This window comes from Acinetobacter sp. A1-4-2, assembly GCF_040233925.1.
GTDB lineage: Bacteria > Pseudomonadota > Gammaproteobacteria > Pseudomonadales > Moraxellaceae > Acinetobacter.
In genome coordinates this window covers 686246-701558 of sequence record NZ_CP157981.1, presented here as the reverse complement: position 1 = coordinate 701558, position 15313 = coordinate 686246, and the positions used below count along the sequence as shown (strand labels likewise).

The window sequence follows — 15313 nt, the reverse complement described above, 5'->3', positions numbered from 1 at the left end:
TCCTTATAAACTATGAAGATGGAATTTACTCCTATGATGATCAGTTAACATATCATTTGAAAACCAGCTTGGAAGATCGTTCACTAAACTCCCTTCAAGGGGTAAGTGAGGATAAAAATTTTCTACAATAAAAGCCATAAATCTTCTTAAACAGAGTGGCCCTTTTACTGGAATTCGACAATCTTCTATACTAATATGCAAATGAACATCAGGATGTTTATCCTTCCTCTCATCAGGCATATTGTCATAATCAAAACGAATAGGGCTACGATGATAGAATTTATTAAGATTGATCTCAGAATTAAGTTCAGGGCTTGTTAAGTATTCTTCCAATAAACTGCTATTAGAACTTAATGATGCATGAATTTTATATATTATGTCCTCGACATTTTGCCCTTCATCAATTTCTAGAGGAGATGGAAACCAACATAGTCGATGTCCAATAATCTCATTTCTCTTTATTTTATAAGAAATCTGTAAAATTGAGCCGTCATATAAAACCATCGTATATTGTGAGTATTTCAGCAACATTAAATATTCTGACAAGGTCGAGAAGTCATTATTCTTAAGAGCTCCCCCTTCTTCTTTCCAAGTTACTAAACTTCTCCCTTCACCATTTTGTTTAACAACGGTGCTATTGGAAGATAATACTAAACCCGCTTTCTCCCATTCAAAACACAATTTATTAATATGGTTAGCCATAGCATCTGGTCTAATAGACATTTTAACCACCAAAAATACTTCTTAAATCTTCAGGAACATCATCTATGGTCAATTCTCCATTATCCAACATTATTTTTATTTGCTTGATCGACTTAAAACTATTTTCCAACTCTTTACGTTCGTCATCTGTCTTATCGCCATATGCTTGCTCTAAATCATCAATTGACTGAATATTAGGATATGTGAATGACAACTTAAAATTATTTTGCAGTAATTGATTATATTCCTGTATTAAATCATCCATTAAAGAACCAATACCACAAAGCCTTAACCAAGCTTTAGTTCGTGTTATTGCTGTGAATAATGAATTACGCTTTTTACCTAACTCATAGCCACTTTGATAATAGTGAGAGTTCATCACATAAACCATGGCTGCTTCATTCCCTTTAGCTCTATAAATGTGAGTAATAGCAATTGAATAGCCACCAAAATTCTAGACACACATAACCATCTTTTGATGGGCCTTTTCATAATCTAATGGAGAACGCTGACCATTGGAACCATGTCTGCGTTTTGAATTGTAGAACATCTCAATATATTCAAAAATATCCGATCTGGCTTCAGTTCTTGATGCATAGATTTTCTTCTTAATTCGTTCCCGCTTTAATAGCTGAAAGAAGCTTTCTGCAACAGCATTGTCATGGCAATTCCCTCTACGACTCATACTACTTTCAAGATTATGATGCTTGAGAAATGTCTGCCATTCATGGCTGGTGTATTGGCTGCCTTGGTCAGAATGGATTAGGACTTTGTTCTTTGGGTTTCTTCGCCATAAAGCCATCAATAATGCATCTAAAACCAGGTCTGTCGTGATTCTGGATTTCATCGACCAGCCAACAACAAGACGTGAAAACAGGTCAATCACAACTGCGAGATATAGCCACCCTTCATGAGTACGGATATAGGTAATATCTGTCACCCATATTTGGTTGGGATAAGTTGGATTAAATTGGCGGTCTAAAGTGTTTGCGGCAACGATAGCTGGATTACCAGCGTGAGCTCTAGGTTTACGATAGCCACGCTGTGATTTGAGACCATTCGCCTTCATGAGCCGATGTACTCGATTAATCCCGCAACTTTCACCAACATCTTTTAAATCACAGTGAATCTTGCGATAGCCGTAGATACCACCAGATTCCAGCCAGAACTGTTTAATCAATCCTGAAAGCTGTTGCCGTTTCCTCGCAGTTTTACTGGTGGGTTGCTTTAACCATGCGTAATAACCACTGTGATGAACATCCAGAGCTGAACATAAACGACGGACAGGCCATATGTGCTGATTGTCCTGAATAAAGGCGTACCTCATTTGGACTGGCTTGCGAAGTACACCGCGGCCTTTTTTAATATGTCTCTTTCTTCAGTGACCCTTTGCAGCTCTTTTTTTAACTTTGCCAATTCTGCACTTGGATCAGTAGATTCTGTTGTCTTGGGTTGCTGTGGATCATAACGTTTAATCCAGGCATATAAACTATGTGTGGTGGTTCCTAAACGTGCAGCAACTTCGGTCACACTATGACCTTTCTCAGTGACTTGTTTTACTGCTTCAATTTTGAATTCTTCAGGATATCGTTTACTGCTCATAAGCACCTCGTTAATTAGCCATTTTATCTAACTAAAAGGTGTCTACAAAATCGGTGGCTATTCAATGCACATCAGACGAGTTCTAAGATTGGAGATGCTTTGAAGCTAGCTGGAATTGATGAAAATAGGTCTTATCTTAGACAAGGTGAACAACTTATTTCAAATTTTGGCCAGTCTATTTGGTGGATCGGTAAGTTGTTATTTGGGGAATCATAGTATTAATCTATGAAATAGCCGACGATGATTTTTTATGGTCATATTCTTCCCTACTACACATCTGAAATATAGACAATAAAAAAGCCAGACATCCTCTCTGGCTTTCTCGTATGAACTATATTGGTATGGCCCATCTCCCTGTCTTTACTTGCATTCAACTCTCTTTATATAAATTAATATAAAATTATGGCGCTGTAAGTGATGGAGGATTATTAACTGTTACTTCTGCATCAATATTAAATTGACTTAATAAATTTTTCTGTTTTTCAACTGATAAAAGCTCGCAGTTACAAGGATTATTAATTTTGGTAAAGTTATAATTATATTTTTCGGCATATTTTACAATATTAGCGAATAAAGCCTCAAAAGCATTAAGAGCTGTATCATGCATTTCTGATGATAGAGGTGATTGACTTATATCTACAATAATATCTGTTGGTAATTCTTGTGGCATCCCAGTCCATGCACTAAATTGACCACTATCGGCTTTCTTAATTTCAGTCATAATAGCGAATGGCTGATTTTTTGCGGTAGTTAAATAAAAGTGGAATTCTTGCAATGGGATCATATTTTACTCCTTCTTGAAAACACATTTTCAAAAATTGACATAGGTTGTGTCGTGTTATCCCAAAAATGACATAGGTTGCGTCATTGTTTATTGTCATTATATGTCGCAAGAATTTATAAGTGTTTGAATTTATGTATTCGATAATGACAAAGGATGAGTCGTGTGACGAAAGCGGAATCATTAGGTTCCGCTTTTTTATACGAATAAAAATAATGGTGAATAAAAATGAGTAAAGGTAAAAATCAACATGTCGTCCCACATTCTAATGGATAGGCTGTTAAAGGTGCCGGCAATAGCAAAGCAACTAAAGTAACATCTACCCAAGCTGAAGCAATTAAAATTGCTGAAAGCATTGCTCGTAATCAAGGGTCTGACACAAAAATTCATGGTACAAATGGACAAATACGTTCCGGTAACAGTTATGGTAATGATTCTTATCCACCGAAAGATACAAAATAATCCGATTCTAGATCCCGCTTCAATAGCGGGATTTTTTATCAAAAGATAAATATATTATAAAAAACAATATAAATACATAGACTTAATAATAATTAATTAGTTTAATTTTTAAACCATTCTGCTATGATGATACTAAATTTATAACGCATACTACAAAAATAGAGGCTAATAATGAAAGGAACAATTCTGGATTTTTCAATCCAAAGCAATACAGGCATTATCAGTGGTGATGACCAGAACCGCTATAATTTTACTGGTGCGGAATGGCGAGGACAGCGCCCGCCTTCACCTGGCGAACATGTCGATTTTGCGGTTGACTATGCCGGTAATGCCTCGCAGATCTATATTGCCCTCAACCGCAACAGCACCGTTCAGAACCTGTCTGAACAACTGGATAGAATTTCAAACCAGAATCAATCTGAAGAACAATTTAATATGATTGACTGGTTTGTAAAATGTCTGAAAAATTATGTCACCTTTGATGGACGTGCACGACGTAAGGAATTTTGGTTTTTTATGCTGGTTTCTTTCATTTTGGGCATTATTGTACAAATGATTGATGCCATACTCGGTACCGACAAAATGCTGAATGGACTATTAAATTTGGCATTATTCCTGCCAAGTCTAGCCGTAGGTGCCCGCCGTTTACATGACACAAATCGATCAGGTTGGTGGCAACTTCTTGTGCTGACCATTATTGGTATTATTCCTCTCATTATCTGGTGGGCTTCAGATACAAAACGGGAAAACAATCAGTGGGGACAACCTGCTAAATAAACAGATCAAAAAGGGCGATATCGCCCTTTTCTCTTATCTGAAATTCACCATCCATCAACCATATTTACGGGCAAAATCTTCATCTGAAGTACATAAGTAAATGATAAACTCAATGAAAGCGACAAGCGCAGGAATGAATGTCCAGCAGAAAATCAGATAAACAATGCCCCAGCCGATTTGCCCCAAATAAAATTTATGAATACCAAAGCCACCAAGGAAAAAAGCTAAACCTGCAGCCACAATCCTGTTTTTCTCACCCACCTGATTGGTAAATGCAAAGGCTGAACTCAGGACATAAATGTCGTTGGCCTGACCGGTTCCATCCACAGTAAAATCGACTTTCTGACCTCTGGCAGGTGGAATCTGCCCACGCCAGCTTACCCCAGTAAAGTGATAGCGGTTCTGGTCATCACCACTAATCATCCCACTATTATTTTGAATAGAAAAATCCAATATCTGACCTTTCATATATTTCCTTGTTTTTCTTTATATTCACTTTGAATAGTAAGTGCATTTGATTAAATTTAAAATAATTATCAACTCATCCCTTATGCTAAAAATATGCAAAAGCCCCAGACTTTGCTCGCCTGGGTCATGGATGCATAATTTCATCTATTAAAAATACTTATCGCAATTCGATCTGATTGATTTGTTCAAGGCTCTGCACTGCAGCAGAAAAGTCCAAGGTACTGGCCTGCTCTTTTTGAATTCGGGTAAATTGATTTTGGATTAACTGCATGCTCGGAAGCTGTAGCGATTGTTCCTGAATGAGATCAATCGCAATGCCAATGTCTTTCTGCAACAAGTCTAAAGCAAAGGTTTTATCAAAACTGCGATTCAGCACTCGCTGTGCCATAATATTTTCCGACATGCTGCTTTTACCGCTGGAATGATTGATACAGTTCAAAGCCGCAGATAAATTGACGCCTTTCGACTTCAGCACGGTTAAGCCTTCAGCCAAAGCCCATAAATGCGTTGCCATTAAGGTATTGTTAATGGCTTTGACCGCAAAGCCCGAACCACTCTCTCCTACATATTCAATCAGACCAGAAAAGGCGGCAATGATGGGTTTAACTTTTTCAAATGCATCGACATCACCACCTACCATTACAGTTAAAGTGCCTTTTTCCGCACCGATGGTTTGCCCTGAAACCGGTGCATCCAGATATGCAACACCGAGTTTTTTCAAGCTTTGCATTAAATTCTGCGCCGATTGTGGCACACCACTGGTGCAATCTATCCAGATACTGCCTGACTTGGGAGGATGTGCTGCAATCAACTGCTCAACATCAGCACTTGTCGGCAAACAGGAGAAAATAAAATCGGCCTGTACCGCCTTTTCAATCTTTACGGATTGGGTTTGAAAAGTTTCGGCATGTTGATCCGCCTTGGATCCGGTCCTATTCCAGACCCAGACTTCATGTCCCAGTTGAGGAAGGTGGGAGGCCATATGCCATCCCATTGCCCCTAGTCCAATAAATGCAATTGTATGGCTCAAAATATACTCCTATTGGTTATAACCACAGGTGTTACTGAATTTTCGCTATCGAGGCTGACTGAACCTTGTTTTTCTTCGCCACGACTCAAAAACAGGTTCAGCACAATCGCCGCCAAAGTGGCTGTACCAATACCGCCCAAATCAAATGAACCGATATGCAGACTAAAGTTCCCTGCACCCATAATCAGGCTGACGGCTGCAATAATTAAGCTGCTGTTTTTGGTGAAATCGATTTTGTTATCGACCCAGATTTTGGCACCGGCTACGGTAATCAGGCCAAACACCACAATTGATGCACCACCCAACAATGCCACAGGAATGGTACTGATTACCGCACCAAACTTTGGTGACAAACCCAGCAAAATGGCAAACAGTCCCGCCACAACAAAAATAGTGGTTGAGTAAACTTTAGTGACGGCCATGACGCCAATATTTTCCGCATAAGTGGTCATGCCTGTGCCACCCACCGAAGCCGACATGGTGGTACATACCCCATCTGCAAAAAATGCACGGCCCATATACGGTGACAGGTTTTTACCGGTCATGGCTGAAACGGCTTTAAAGTGTCCCAGATTTTCTGCGACCAGAATAATAGCAACAGGTGCAATCAATAACATCGCATTGGCATTAAAGACCGGTGTTTGGAAAGTTGGCAGACCAAACCAGGCAGCATTGGAAATGATGGAGAAATCAATCGGCTTGCCCAAACCCATGACATTGGCCAGCAGGAAATACACCAGATAAGAACTGCACAAACCAATCAACAATAGCAGACGGCGCACCATACCGCGGGTAAACACGGCGACAACACTAATACAGATAATAGTGACCACAGCCATCCAGGTATCAAAACTATTGGTGGACACGCTCTTGATGGTGACTGGCGCCAAATTCAGACCAATAATCATCACAATCGCACCGGTCACAATCGGTGGCATCAGCTTTTCAATCCAGCCGGTTCCGGTTTTCATCACAACCAAGCCTATCGCCGCATAAACCAACCCACAAGCCATGGTTCCACCCAACGCCAATCCGATATTCGGATTGGAACCTGCACCCGCATAGCCCGTTGCCGCAGCCACTGCGCCAATAAACGCAAAACTTGATCCCAGATAACTCGGCATCCGTCCGCCGGTTATCAGGAAAAATAAAATGGTGCCAATCCCGGTAATAAAGATCGTCAGATTTGGATCAAAGCCCATCAGCAAAGGTGCGAGCACTGTTGCGCCAAACATTGCAAAAGCATGTTGCAAACCCAAAACCATACTTTTGCCAGCAGGCAAATATTCATCGACCTGTACAGGCATTACATCTAGATTGCCTTGATAAGGCTTAAATTTCGGAAACCATGATTCTTTTTTTTGCATGGGTTTCCCCTCCCCTTAAATTAGGAATATTGAATCAATTCATTGGTTGCGGCTCACAATAACTACGGTTGAAATACATTAATGCATTACCGCCCTGATTCTGTTTCATGGCCTTGACCTGACAAATCAGAACGTCGTGACTACCTACCGACATGCTCTGCACCACTTCACAGTCAAATGAAACCAAGGCATCTTCTAAAACTGGTGCCTGTGTGATTAGGGTTGACCATATTCCACGCAAGAATCGTTCTGCCATAGGTGTTTTGCCACCAAAAGCATTGGATAAGTCTTTTTGATGAGCCGCCAAGGTATTTACACAAAGTACCTGATTACGCTTAAAAGTTTCAAATACAGATGCTGAACGGTTCAAACAGACCAGTAATGTCGGTGGGCTATCGGTGACACTACATACAGCCGAAGCGGTAAACCCTGCCTGACCTGCTGCACCATCGGTGGTAATCACATTCACAGCGGCACCCAAATTACTCATGCCTTGTCTAAAAGTTGCCTGATCAATTTCTGTATGTGCTTCATCATCAGCCATTTTAAAACTTTGGGCATGTTGTAATAAATCTTTTCCAGATGGAACGGACATCAGTTTACTGTTCATCACCTTCTCCATCACTGAAATCCGCTATTGATCATACAATGCAAATTTCAGTGTTGCTGTTTTTAATTACCCAATCAGCTTGATGCTTGGGTAGAAAAATAAGTAATTTATACATGGGCAACCGAAGCGATTTCCACCAGCGCATCGGGTTTGACCAGTCCTGTTTGTACGCAGTAACGTGCCGGTTTATCCCCCGGAAAATATTCGGCATACACGCTATTGATTGCCGCATAATCCGCCCAGTCCTTGACGAATACATGATTAAAGGTTACGTCATCCATTGTGCCACCGGCCGTTTCAATCACTTTCTTGATGGTTTCCAGAATATGACGGGTCTGTGCTGCCGCATCGCCGACATGCACCACATTGTTATGTTCATCAAACGCTAAAGTGCCGGAAACGTACACAATATTGTCCGCTTTGGTTGCCGGTACGTACGGTGCCAATGGTTTTCCTGTACCTGCGGGTAAAATAATTTCTTTAGGCATGTGTTTTCCCCTTTAGCGACTTAAGCTGATTTTTCTAAGATGTGTGATTTGGATTGAAACGTTTCGACGAAATTCTGCGTATCGGATACCCAGCCAAAGAAGGTTTTAATGTTATACAGGCTTGCTGCATGCGCTTCCGCCGGACCGGCCTGATAACAGGCATCTGCCAGCGCCACGCCGAAATATTCCAGAAAGAAGCCGTCTCTTAAAGTCGATTCGACACAGACATTGGTGGCAATGCCGACAAACACCAGATTCCGAATGCCTTTGCTGCGCAGCATGCTGTCTAGCGCCGTATTAAAGAAACCGCTATAACGTGGTTTTTCAATGACGATGTCTTGAGCCAAAGGTTTGAGTTCATCAATCAGTTCAAAATCCCAACCGCCTTTGGCCAGTAATTTTCCTTGTAGTTGAGGGTTTTTGCGCATGGTTTTTAAGGCATTGGATTTATGGAAATTGGGAGAATTCACTCCACCCGCTTCCACATACTGATCATCCCAGCCATTTTTAAAATAAATCACCTGAATGTTTGATGCATGCGCTGCATCAACTGCTTTTTTGATGTTCTCCACCACCGACTTGGTTTTAGACACATCAAAACCGGCTAAATCCAAATAGCCACCTTTGGAGGTATAGGCATTCTGCATGTCAATCACAATTAAAGCAGTTTGCTCAGGCGCCAGTTGGATCGCTTCAGGTTTAGCCTTTAACACTTTTCCAGTACCTGCAGCTTGGGTAAATCCTGTACAGACCACATTTTCCAAGGATTCATTTGTCATGCTGATTTCTCCAAAGTTGGGATTTGAGTCACATCAGCCTCAATGACAATATGCTCACGACATTTCATTAACGGTTGAATTTTTTGCCCGAAATCTTCTACGCCTTGAATAAAATCATCGAAGGTTAAAAGAATGCCTTCGGTTCCGTCGATTTCACCAATTTCATCCAGCATTTTTGCAACGTTTTCAAAAGAGCCGACAATGATTCCCATGTTGATATTGACTGGAGATACACTAGATGCCATTTGGCGAATATTGGTATCGGCACCGGATTTGGTATCTTTACCACCTTGGTTCATAAGCCAGTTAATCGCTTCGACATCTGCCCCATCGTTGTAGCTTTGCCATTTTGCAAAAGCTTCTGCATCGGTTTCTGCGGCAATCAGCATAAACAGCACATAGGTTTGTACATCGCGGCCGGTTTTGTCTGTATGTGCCTTTAAGCGATCATTGATATCTGCATAAGCTGTTGGTGTATTTAAACCTTTACCAAAAACAAAGTTATAGTCTGCATATTTGGCCGAGAATTCCAGTCCAGTATCAGATTGCCCTGCACAAATGATTTTCATATCTGCTTGCGGTAACGGACTGACCCGGCAATCCTCCATTTGGAAATGCTCACCCTTAAAGTCCGATTTTCCGGTTGCCCAAAGTTCACGTAAAATTTCCACATATTCAGATAAATAGTCATAACGTTTTGCGAAGTATTCATCGCCCGGCCACATACCCATCTGTTTATATTCTGGTGCTTGCCAGCCAGTCACCACATTCAGACCGAAACGTCCATTGGAAATGGAGTCAATGGTCGATGCCATACGGGCTACAATCGCAGGCGGCATCACCAAAGTTGCCGCAGTAGCATAAATTTTAATTTTGCTGGTCACCGCAGCAAGGCCTGCCATTAAGGTAAATGTTTCGAGGTTATGATCCCAAAATTCAGTTTTCCCGCCAAAGCCGCGCAGCTTGATCATGGAAAGTGCAAAGTCGAATCCATAATGCTCTGCACGCTGTACAATCTGCTTATTCATTTCAAAACTCGGTTTATATTGTGGTGCATTTTCCGAGAGCAACCAGCCATTATTCCCGATTGGACAAAAGACGCCTATTTTCATTTTCGATACCTATTTTTTACCATTTGGTTATAAATACACTTCAGGCAATCAACCTGATTTTTATAACAAGTATTTAGAAAATGCTATGCCAAATAAATTTAATTATTAATTATCATATATTTGTAATTATTTTATTTTAACAAATAGTAAAATAAACAGTTAAACAAATGCACCTTTATTAGCCACCATGGCTCCAAAAAAATGCACGGTTTGAAAAAACCGTCAAATTCAATTTACCTTATATTCAAGCTGTCTTTAATAAAATGGATAAAAAAAACCGTGATTTTAAACAATCACGGCGAGCTAGGAGGATAAGAAATTATCGAGAAATCCGTTGCTAATTTTATTAACAAGCCAGTTTCATTTACTCAAGACGTTACTTGCAAAGAGTGTTTATGCAAAAATTCAAGCATGGTTTTGTTCAGTAATTCAGGTTCTGTTTGCGTGGAAGCATGGGCTCCGGTTGCAAGAATACTTAAACATCCATGTCCAAGCCGCTGCTTTAAATCACTCGATTTGTGTACAGGAACCAAAAAGTCATCCTGATTGGCAATCAAATGCAACTGACTGTGTTGCAAGGCCTGTATATGCTGCTCATTAATTTTAAATTGCTGTGCTGCCCGAATTCGCTTGAGTACATTTTGCGGCGGCGGAAAATCCGCGAGTTGAATATCCTCCAAAGTCTTTAAATGCTGATGATGTTTTGAAATCCAGCCTGGTGGATATAAAAACAGTCCCTGCGCCCTGACATAAGCATCAGAACCCGCTGACTTTAATAAATGAATCCGTGCTTCAAAGCATTTTTGCGTATGTGGATCGAGTTCATCCCAGCAATTGATACAAGTCAGGCTGAGCACTCTCAGCTCAGATGAATTGAGCAATAACGCCAGCTCTGCACCAATAAAACTGCCAATTGCATGTCCCACAAAATGAAAATGCCGAATTTTTTCTTGCCTGATAATTTGCAGTAACTGCTGGGCCAGATCGATAATGTTGTAATCATCAGGCAAAATTGCTGAATCCGTATGACAGCCCTCCTGATCATACGTCAAAACATGAAAATATCGGGTGAATGCATCAATTTGAGGGCGCCAGAAACTGCCATGCCCACCCAAACCGGAAGAAAAAATTAAAAAATCGGCGGCCGAATTTTCTGTGCATGGATGAATTTGATAGTTCATTTTTTACTATTCATTCAAATAATTTAAAAAATAAACAGCAAGTTTTATGCCTGAAAAATTATATCAATTCAGCCTGTATGATTCTTGGAAACCTTGGCTTGCAGGGCTCATAGAAAAAGTAAAATTTTATGCAAAATAAATAAAAGAATAATTTGGCTTTAAAAATTGAATAACAGGATTTACTTTCATACTCAAATCTACAACAAAAATAGATAAACCCAAGTAAACTCAAACACTTAAAATAGATAAACACAAAAATAGATACCAGAAAATAACTTGCTAAAACAAGGATTAAAAATTTAAACGCAACTTAAGTGGAGGAAAATTTATAGCACTCATGCAATACCTGTTTCCCCTCATACAGCAGTCATTGCGAAAAAAAATAGCCATCATGGCCCTATCTCTACTTTGCTTGAAAGGTGATGATGAATGGACATACCTACTGAATATCCTCTATTTCAATGCCGTTATCTGCCCCGTTATTTAATTGGGTTAATCTTTATGCCTGCCATATTTATTGTTTTAGCGCAGCACTCCCTCAGCAACTTCAATATGATTCAAGATTTCAGTAGCCTGATTCAATACTTATTGCATCAATCCATGCCGGGTTGGTTGATGATGGCACTCTTCATCATGCTGACATTGATTGCAATCAATATGAAATTGGTCGTCACCCGCCAAAGCATATCCATACAAAGTTTTGGAATAAAGTTAAGGAATCTGGTACAGCGCAACAGGCTTTTAAAGACCCAGCTTTACTCCTCTCACAGCTCAAGGTATCGTATATATAAGCCCATCACAGCAAAAGCATTCAGCCAAGAATAACAGTGGAAAGTGAGTAGTCTCGGCTTTATTTTAAAACCTGAATTTCGCAAGCAATATAAAATGACACATATTGATCTTAATATGTTCGATAAAGACAACCGAAAAAAACTGATTCAGATTTTGGCGCAACACTATGATTTAGAACCTAAATTTTTTTTAGGTAGAGCACAACTTGCCAGACAGAAATTACAGCACAAGCTTCGATAAAAAAGCGCTCTCGGCGCTCTTTTATCAGGTTCTGCTTAAGTCGGGATACGCAGTACCTGCCCGGGAAAAATATCATCAGCATCTTTTAACAAGGGACTGTTAGCCTCAAATATTTTGTTGTATTGATTGGCGTCACCATAATATTCTTTTGAAATTTTGGACAAGGTATCACCCGATTTAACTGTATAGAATTTACTTTCCGGAGCAGGTGTTAGCACTGTCATTTGGTCATCTACTTTAGCCACATGATCGACATTCCCTACAGCCAGGACAATTTTTTCGCGGTCGGCCTGATTTTGTACCTGCCCTTTAATGGTCGCCAGATCGCTGCTGCTGTTATAACTCACCGATAAACCAGTCACTGGCAAGCCTAAAGCTTTAATATGCCCCAGAAGCTTGTTTGCGATTTCTTGTGCAGAAGGTTCTGCTGGAGGAGTTGAAGCTGCCGGAGCTGACTGAGGTTCTGCTGGTGCCGTATTTTTTTTACCAATACCTTTTACAAAATCAAAAAGACCCATCGTATTTCTCCATCATTATTATTTATGCGATTTGAAATAGCGCCCTTTTTTTATACATAAAATTTATTCACAGAAAGGTTGTCTTTGGTCCAGCAACCGTAAAGATATGTAATTATCATTTTGATGAGTAAATAAAAAAGCCACCTAAAGGTGGCTTTTTTATATTCAGCAAAGCTGAAACAACAATTAACCTAGTTTCTTAGAAACATAGTCAATAGCTGATTGAACAGTTGTGATTTCGTTAGAATCTTCATCAGGGATAGTGATGTCAAAATCATTTTCGAAAGACATAACAAGCTCAACTAAGTCCAAAGAGTCAGCACCTAAGTCATCCATGAAAGACGCTTCGTTTTTGATTTCTTCAGCTTTAAGACCAAGTTGTTCTGCAACCGCTTGTTTGATACGTAGTTCGATATCGCTCACAGGAATTCTCCTCATTGCTTGTGGCGTTTTTAATGCCGTTAGTTTAATTGAATATATAATTTTTGCAAAGTTTATACTTGAGCTTAGCTCATGTATAAACCGCCATTTACATGTAAAACAGTACCAGTGATATAGCTTGCTTTATCGCTTGCTAAAAAACTCACGGCATTTGCGATATCTTGTGGATCACCTAAACGGTTTAATGCCACTTGATCACTCATTTTTTTACGAATGTCTTCGCTTAATTGATCCGTCATTTCTGTTGCAATAAAGCCAGGTGCCACAGCATTCACGGTAATTTGGCGGCTGCCCATTTCTTTTGCAAGACTTCGACCAAACGCTTCGATGCCTGCTTTGGCAGCAGAATAGTTGGCCTGCCCCGGGTTTGCAAAGTGTGCTACAACAGAACTGATATTAATAATGCGGCCAAAACGTGCTTTAGTCATGCCCTTTAAGACACGCTTAGACAGACGGTATACGGCCTTCAAATGAATATTGAGAATATCGTCCCAATCATCTTCAGACATACGCAGTAACAAATTATCTTTGGTAATACCGGCATTATTCACTAATACAAGAACTGGACCATATTTTTGTTCAATATCTGTAACTAGTGCATCAATGGCTGCCGCATCACGTACATCCAGTACTGCACCAGCACCATTTTCAGCAAAACTTGCAGATAATTTTTCTGCGCCCGCTTCTGAAGTGGCGGTTCCCACTACAAAATAACCGTCTTGAATCAATTGCTGAGCGATGGCTGCACCAATCCCTCTGCTCGCGCCTGTCACTAATGCGACTTTGCGTTCCTGTGTCATGCAATTTTTCCTTCAGCCACTAAAATGGCGTTTAGCGCATCTTCCATACGACTGTTACTATCGAGTGGGAATGCTTTTTCGATATTTGGTAAACGCTTCGCAAGGTTAGCCAATACATTACCCGGACCACATTCAACCACATACTGCACTCCTTGATCTTGAAGGAACTGCATGGTCTTGGTCCATTGCACAGATTGATACAATTGTGCAGTCAATGCCTGACGTAATCCTGCTACATCTGTCGCGATTTCCGCGTTGACATTTTGTATTACAGGAAGGCTAGGCAGCTCAATGGCAGTATGTTCCAAAGCTTGTGCAAATTTGTCAGCCGCCGGTTTCATCAGCGAACAGTGCGATGGAACAGAAACAGGTAAGGCAATGGCTTTACCGCCATTTTCTTTTGCCAACTCCATGACCGCTTCGACCATGGTCTTATCACCTGCAATCACCACTTGGCCCTGAGCATTATAGTTGGCAGCTTCTACTGAACCACGCCCCTGAATATTGACCTGTTCGCATAATTCAATCACTTTGGCATCATCCAGACCCAGAATAGCCGCCATTGCACCTTGACCCTGTGGTACTGCATCTTGCATTAATTTGCCGCGCAAATTCACCAGCTTAACCGCATCACCCAGTGACATCGCTCCGGCAGCAACCAATGCGCTGTATTCACCCAGTGAGTGTCCTGCAAGATATTTTGGCGCCACTCCACCCAACTCTAGCCACACACGCCAAAGTGCAATACTTGCGGTGAGCAGTACCGGCTGGGTAAATTCAGTCTGATTTAAACCTTCGCCGCTTTGTGCAATGTGCCAGAGGTCAAAACCCACAGCTGCCGATGCTTCTGCAAAAGTTTCTGTCACGCTACTAAACTGTTCAGCCAATTCTGCGAGCATACCGACTTTTTGTGAGCCTTGACCCGGAAATACAAATGCTGTTTTCGTTGCTTGAGCAACTTGCTCGAGTTGTTTAGCAGACATAAAAAAATCCTGTAATGAAGTGATATTGTTATTCAACAATCGGTTAAATAACCAACATACACTTATGTAAGCTTATTTACGGAACGGAATTTAACACTTAATTTTTGTTTTGGTAATTGCCAAATACAACAAAAAGACGCCATAAAAAAAGGGAGCTTAACGCTCCCATTTTTTCTACTA

The 15313-nt window shown here is 40.5% G+C and carries 18 protein-coding genes and 1 pseudogene; 3 read left to right on the top strand and 16 right to left on the bottom strand.

Translation table 11 applies throughout. The features are described 5' to 3' along the window. Positions 1-3 precede the first annotated feature (3 nt). From ABJ384_RS03420 to ABJ384_RS03405, 4 genes are all read right to left on the bottom strand, one after another. The gene (locus tag ABJ384_RS03420; protein WP_349928846.1) at positions 4-723 is read right to left on the bottom strand and encodes a DUF2290 domain-containing protein; all 720 of its coding nucleotides are present in this window, start codon (positions 721-723) and stop codon (positions 4-6) included. 1 nt (position 724) lies between these two features. Then, positions 725-1123 carry an ATP-binding domain-containing protein gene (locus ABJ384_RS03415; RefSeq protein ID WP_349929699.1) on the bottom strand — a complete coding sequence of 133 codons (399 nt, stop codon included), beginning with the start codon at positions 1121-1123 and terminating at the stop codon, positions 725-727. A gap of 33 nt (positions 1124-1156) precedes the next feature. After that, positions 1157-2304, bottom strand: a protein-coding gene (locus tag ABJ384_RS03410) for an IS3 family transposase (protein WP_349927412.1) whose coding sequence is annotated in 2 segments (ribosomal slippage) — positions 1157-2058 and positions 2058-2304 — 1149 coding nt in all. Because the reading frame shifts where the segments join, the coding sequence is not laid out codon by codon here. A 400-nt stretch (positions 2305-2704) separates the two neighbouring features. After that, complete coding sequence (locus ABJ384_RS03405) at positions 2705-3088, bottom strand: hypothetical protein (protein ID WP_349928845.1); 384 nt, start codon at positions 3086-3088, stop codon at positions 2705-2707. Between the two features lie 225 nt (positions 3089-3313). Here ABJ384_RS03405 and ABJ384_RS03400 point away from each other — a divergent pair. Together ABJ384_RS03400 and ABJ384_RS03395 are read left to right on the top strand one after the other, a co-directional pair. Then, a pseudogene (locus tag ABJ384_RS03400) lies at positions 3314-3547 on the top strand (DUF2188 domain-containing protein). A gap of 171 nt (positions 3548-3718) precedes the next feature. Then, positions 3719-4324, top strand: coding sequence for a DUF805 domain-containing protein (locus ABJ384_RS03395; RefSeq protein ID WP_349928843.1), 606 nt, complete (start codon positions 3719-3721; stop codon positions 4322-4324). A gap of 54 nt (positions 4325-4378) precedes the next feature. On the opposite strand, the gene ABJ384_RS03390 is transcribed toward ABJ384_RS03395, so the two are convergent. The 8 genes from ABJ384_RS03390 to rutD form a co-directional block, all read right to left on the bottom strand. Continuing rightward, the gene (locus tag ABJ384_RS03390) at positions 4379-4792 is read right to left on the bottom strand and encodes a TM2 domain-containing protein (RefSeq protein ID WP_349928842.1); all 414 of its coding nucleotides are present in this window, start codon (positions 4790-4792) and stop codon (positions 4379-4381) included. A gap of 157 nt (positions 4793-4949) precedes the next feature. Further along, a complete protein-coding gene (locus tag ABJ384_RS03385) occupies positions 4950-5822 on the bottom strand; it encodes an NAD(P)-dependent oxidoreductase (RefSeq protein ID WP_349928840.1) in 873 nt (290 codons plus the stop codon). After that, on the bottom strand, positions 5819-7189 hold the full coding sequence (gene rutG / locus ABJ384_RS03380) for a pyrimidine utilization transport protein G (protein WP_349928839.1): 1371 nt from the start codon (positions 7187-7189) through the stop codon (positions 5819-5821). The genes ABJ384_RS03385 and rutG overlap by 4 nt, the downstream gene beginning before the upstream one ends. A 34-nt stretch (positions 7190-7223) precedes the next feature. Next, positions 7224-7733 (bottom strand): NADH-dependent FMN reductase RutF, encoded by a 510-nt coding sequence (rutF, locus tag ABJ384_RS03375; protein WP_349929698.1) that lies wholly within the window; start codon positions 7731-7733, stop codon positions 7224-7226. A 173-nt stretch (positions 7734-7906) separates the two neighbouring features. Next, positions 7907-8287, bottom strand: coding sequence for a pyrimidine utilization protein C (rutC, locus tag ABJ384_RS03370; protein WP_349928837.1), 381 nt, complete (start codon positions 8285-8287; stop codon positions 7907-7909). A gap of 20 nt (positions 8288-8307) precedes the next feature. Then, entirely contained in the window at positions 8308-9066 is a 759-nt protein-coding gene (rutB, locus tag ABJ384_RS03365) for a pyrimidine utilization protein B (protein WP_349928835.1), read from the bottom strand. Next, positions 9063-10178, bottom strand: coding sequence for a pyrimidine utilization protein A (gene rutA, locus ABJ384_RS03360; protein ID WP_349928833.1), 1116 nt, complete (start codon positions 10176-10178; stop codon positions 9063-9065). The genes rutB and rutA overlap by 4 nt, the downstream gene beginning before the upstream one ends. A 368-nt stretch (positions 10179-10546) precedes the next feature. Next, positions 10547-11359, bottom strand: coding sequence for a pyrimidine utilization protein D (gene rutD / locus ABJ384_RS03355; protein WP_349928832.1), 813 nt, complete (start codon positions 11357-11359; stop codon positions 10547-10549). Positions 11360-11788: 429 nt separating this feature from the next. Between rutD and ABJ384_RS03350 the strand changes: the two genes are divergently transcribed. Continuing rightward, the gene (locus ABJ384_RS03350; RefSeq protein ID WP_349928830.1) at positions 11789-12184 is read left to right on the top strand and encodes a hypothetical protein; all 396 of its coding nucleotides are present in this window, start codon (positions 11789-11791) and stop codon (positions 12182-12184) included. Positions 12185-12426: 242 nt separating this feature from the next. Here ABJ384_RS03350 and lysM read toward each other — a convergent pair whose 3' ends face one another. From lysM to fabD, 4 genes are all read right to left on the bottom strand, one after another. Beyond that, complete coding sequence (gene lysM / locus ABJ384_RS03345) at positions 12427-12909, bottom strand: peptidoglycan-binding protein LysM (RefSeq protein WP_349928829.1); 483 nt, start codon at positions 12907-12909, stop codon at positions 12427-12429. Positions 12910-13095: 186 nt separating this feature from the next. After that, on the bottom strand, positions 13096-13332 hold the full coding sequence (gene acpP, locus ABJ384_RS03340; RefSeq protein WP_004651013.1) for an acyl carrier protein: 237 nt from the start codon (positions 13330-13332) through the stop codon (positions 13096-13098). Positions 13333-13415: 83 nt separating this feature from the next. Next, a complete protein-coding gene (gene fabG / locus ABJ384_RS03335) occupies positions 13416-14150 on the bottom strand; it encodes a 3-oxoacyl-ACP reductase FabG (protein ID WP_166171102.1) in 735 nt (244 codons plus the stop codon). Continuing rightward, the gene (gene fabD, locus ABJ384_RS03330; RefSeq protein WP_349928827.1) at positions 14147-15133 is read right to left on the bottom strand and encodes an ACP S-malonyltransferase; all 987 of its coding nucleotides are present in this window, start codon (positions 15131-15133) and stop codon (positions 14147-14149) included. Before fabD ends, fabG begins: the two co-directional genes overlap by 4 nt. Positions 15134-15313: the final 180 nt, after the last annotated feature.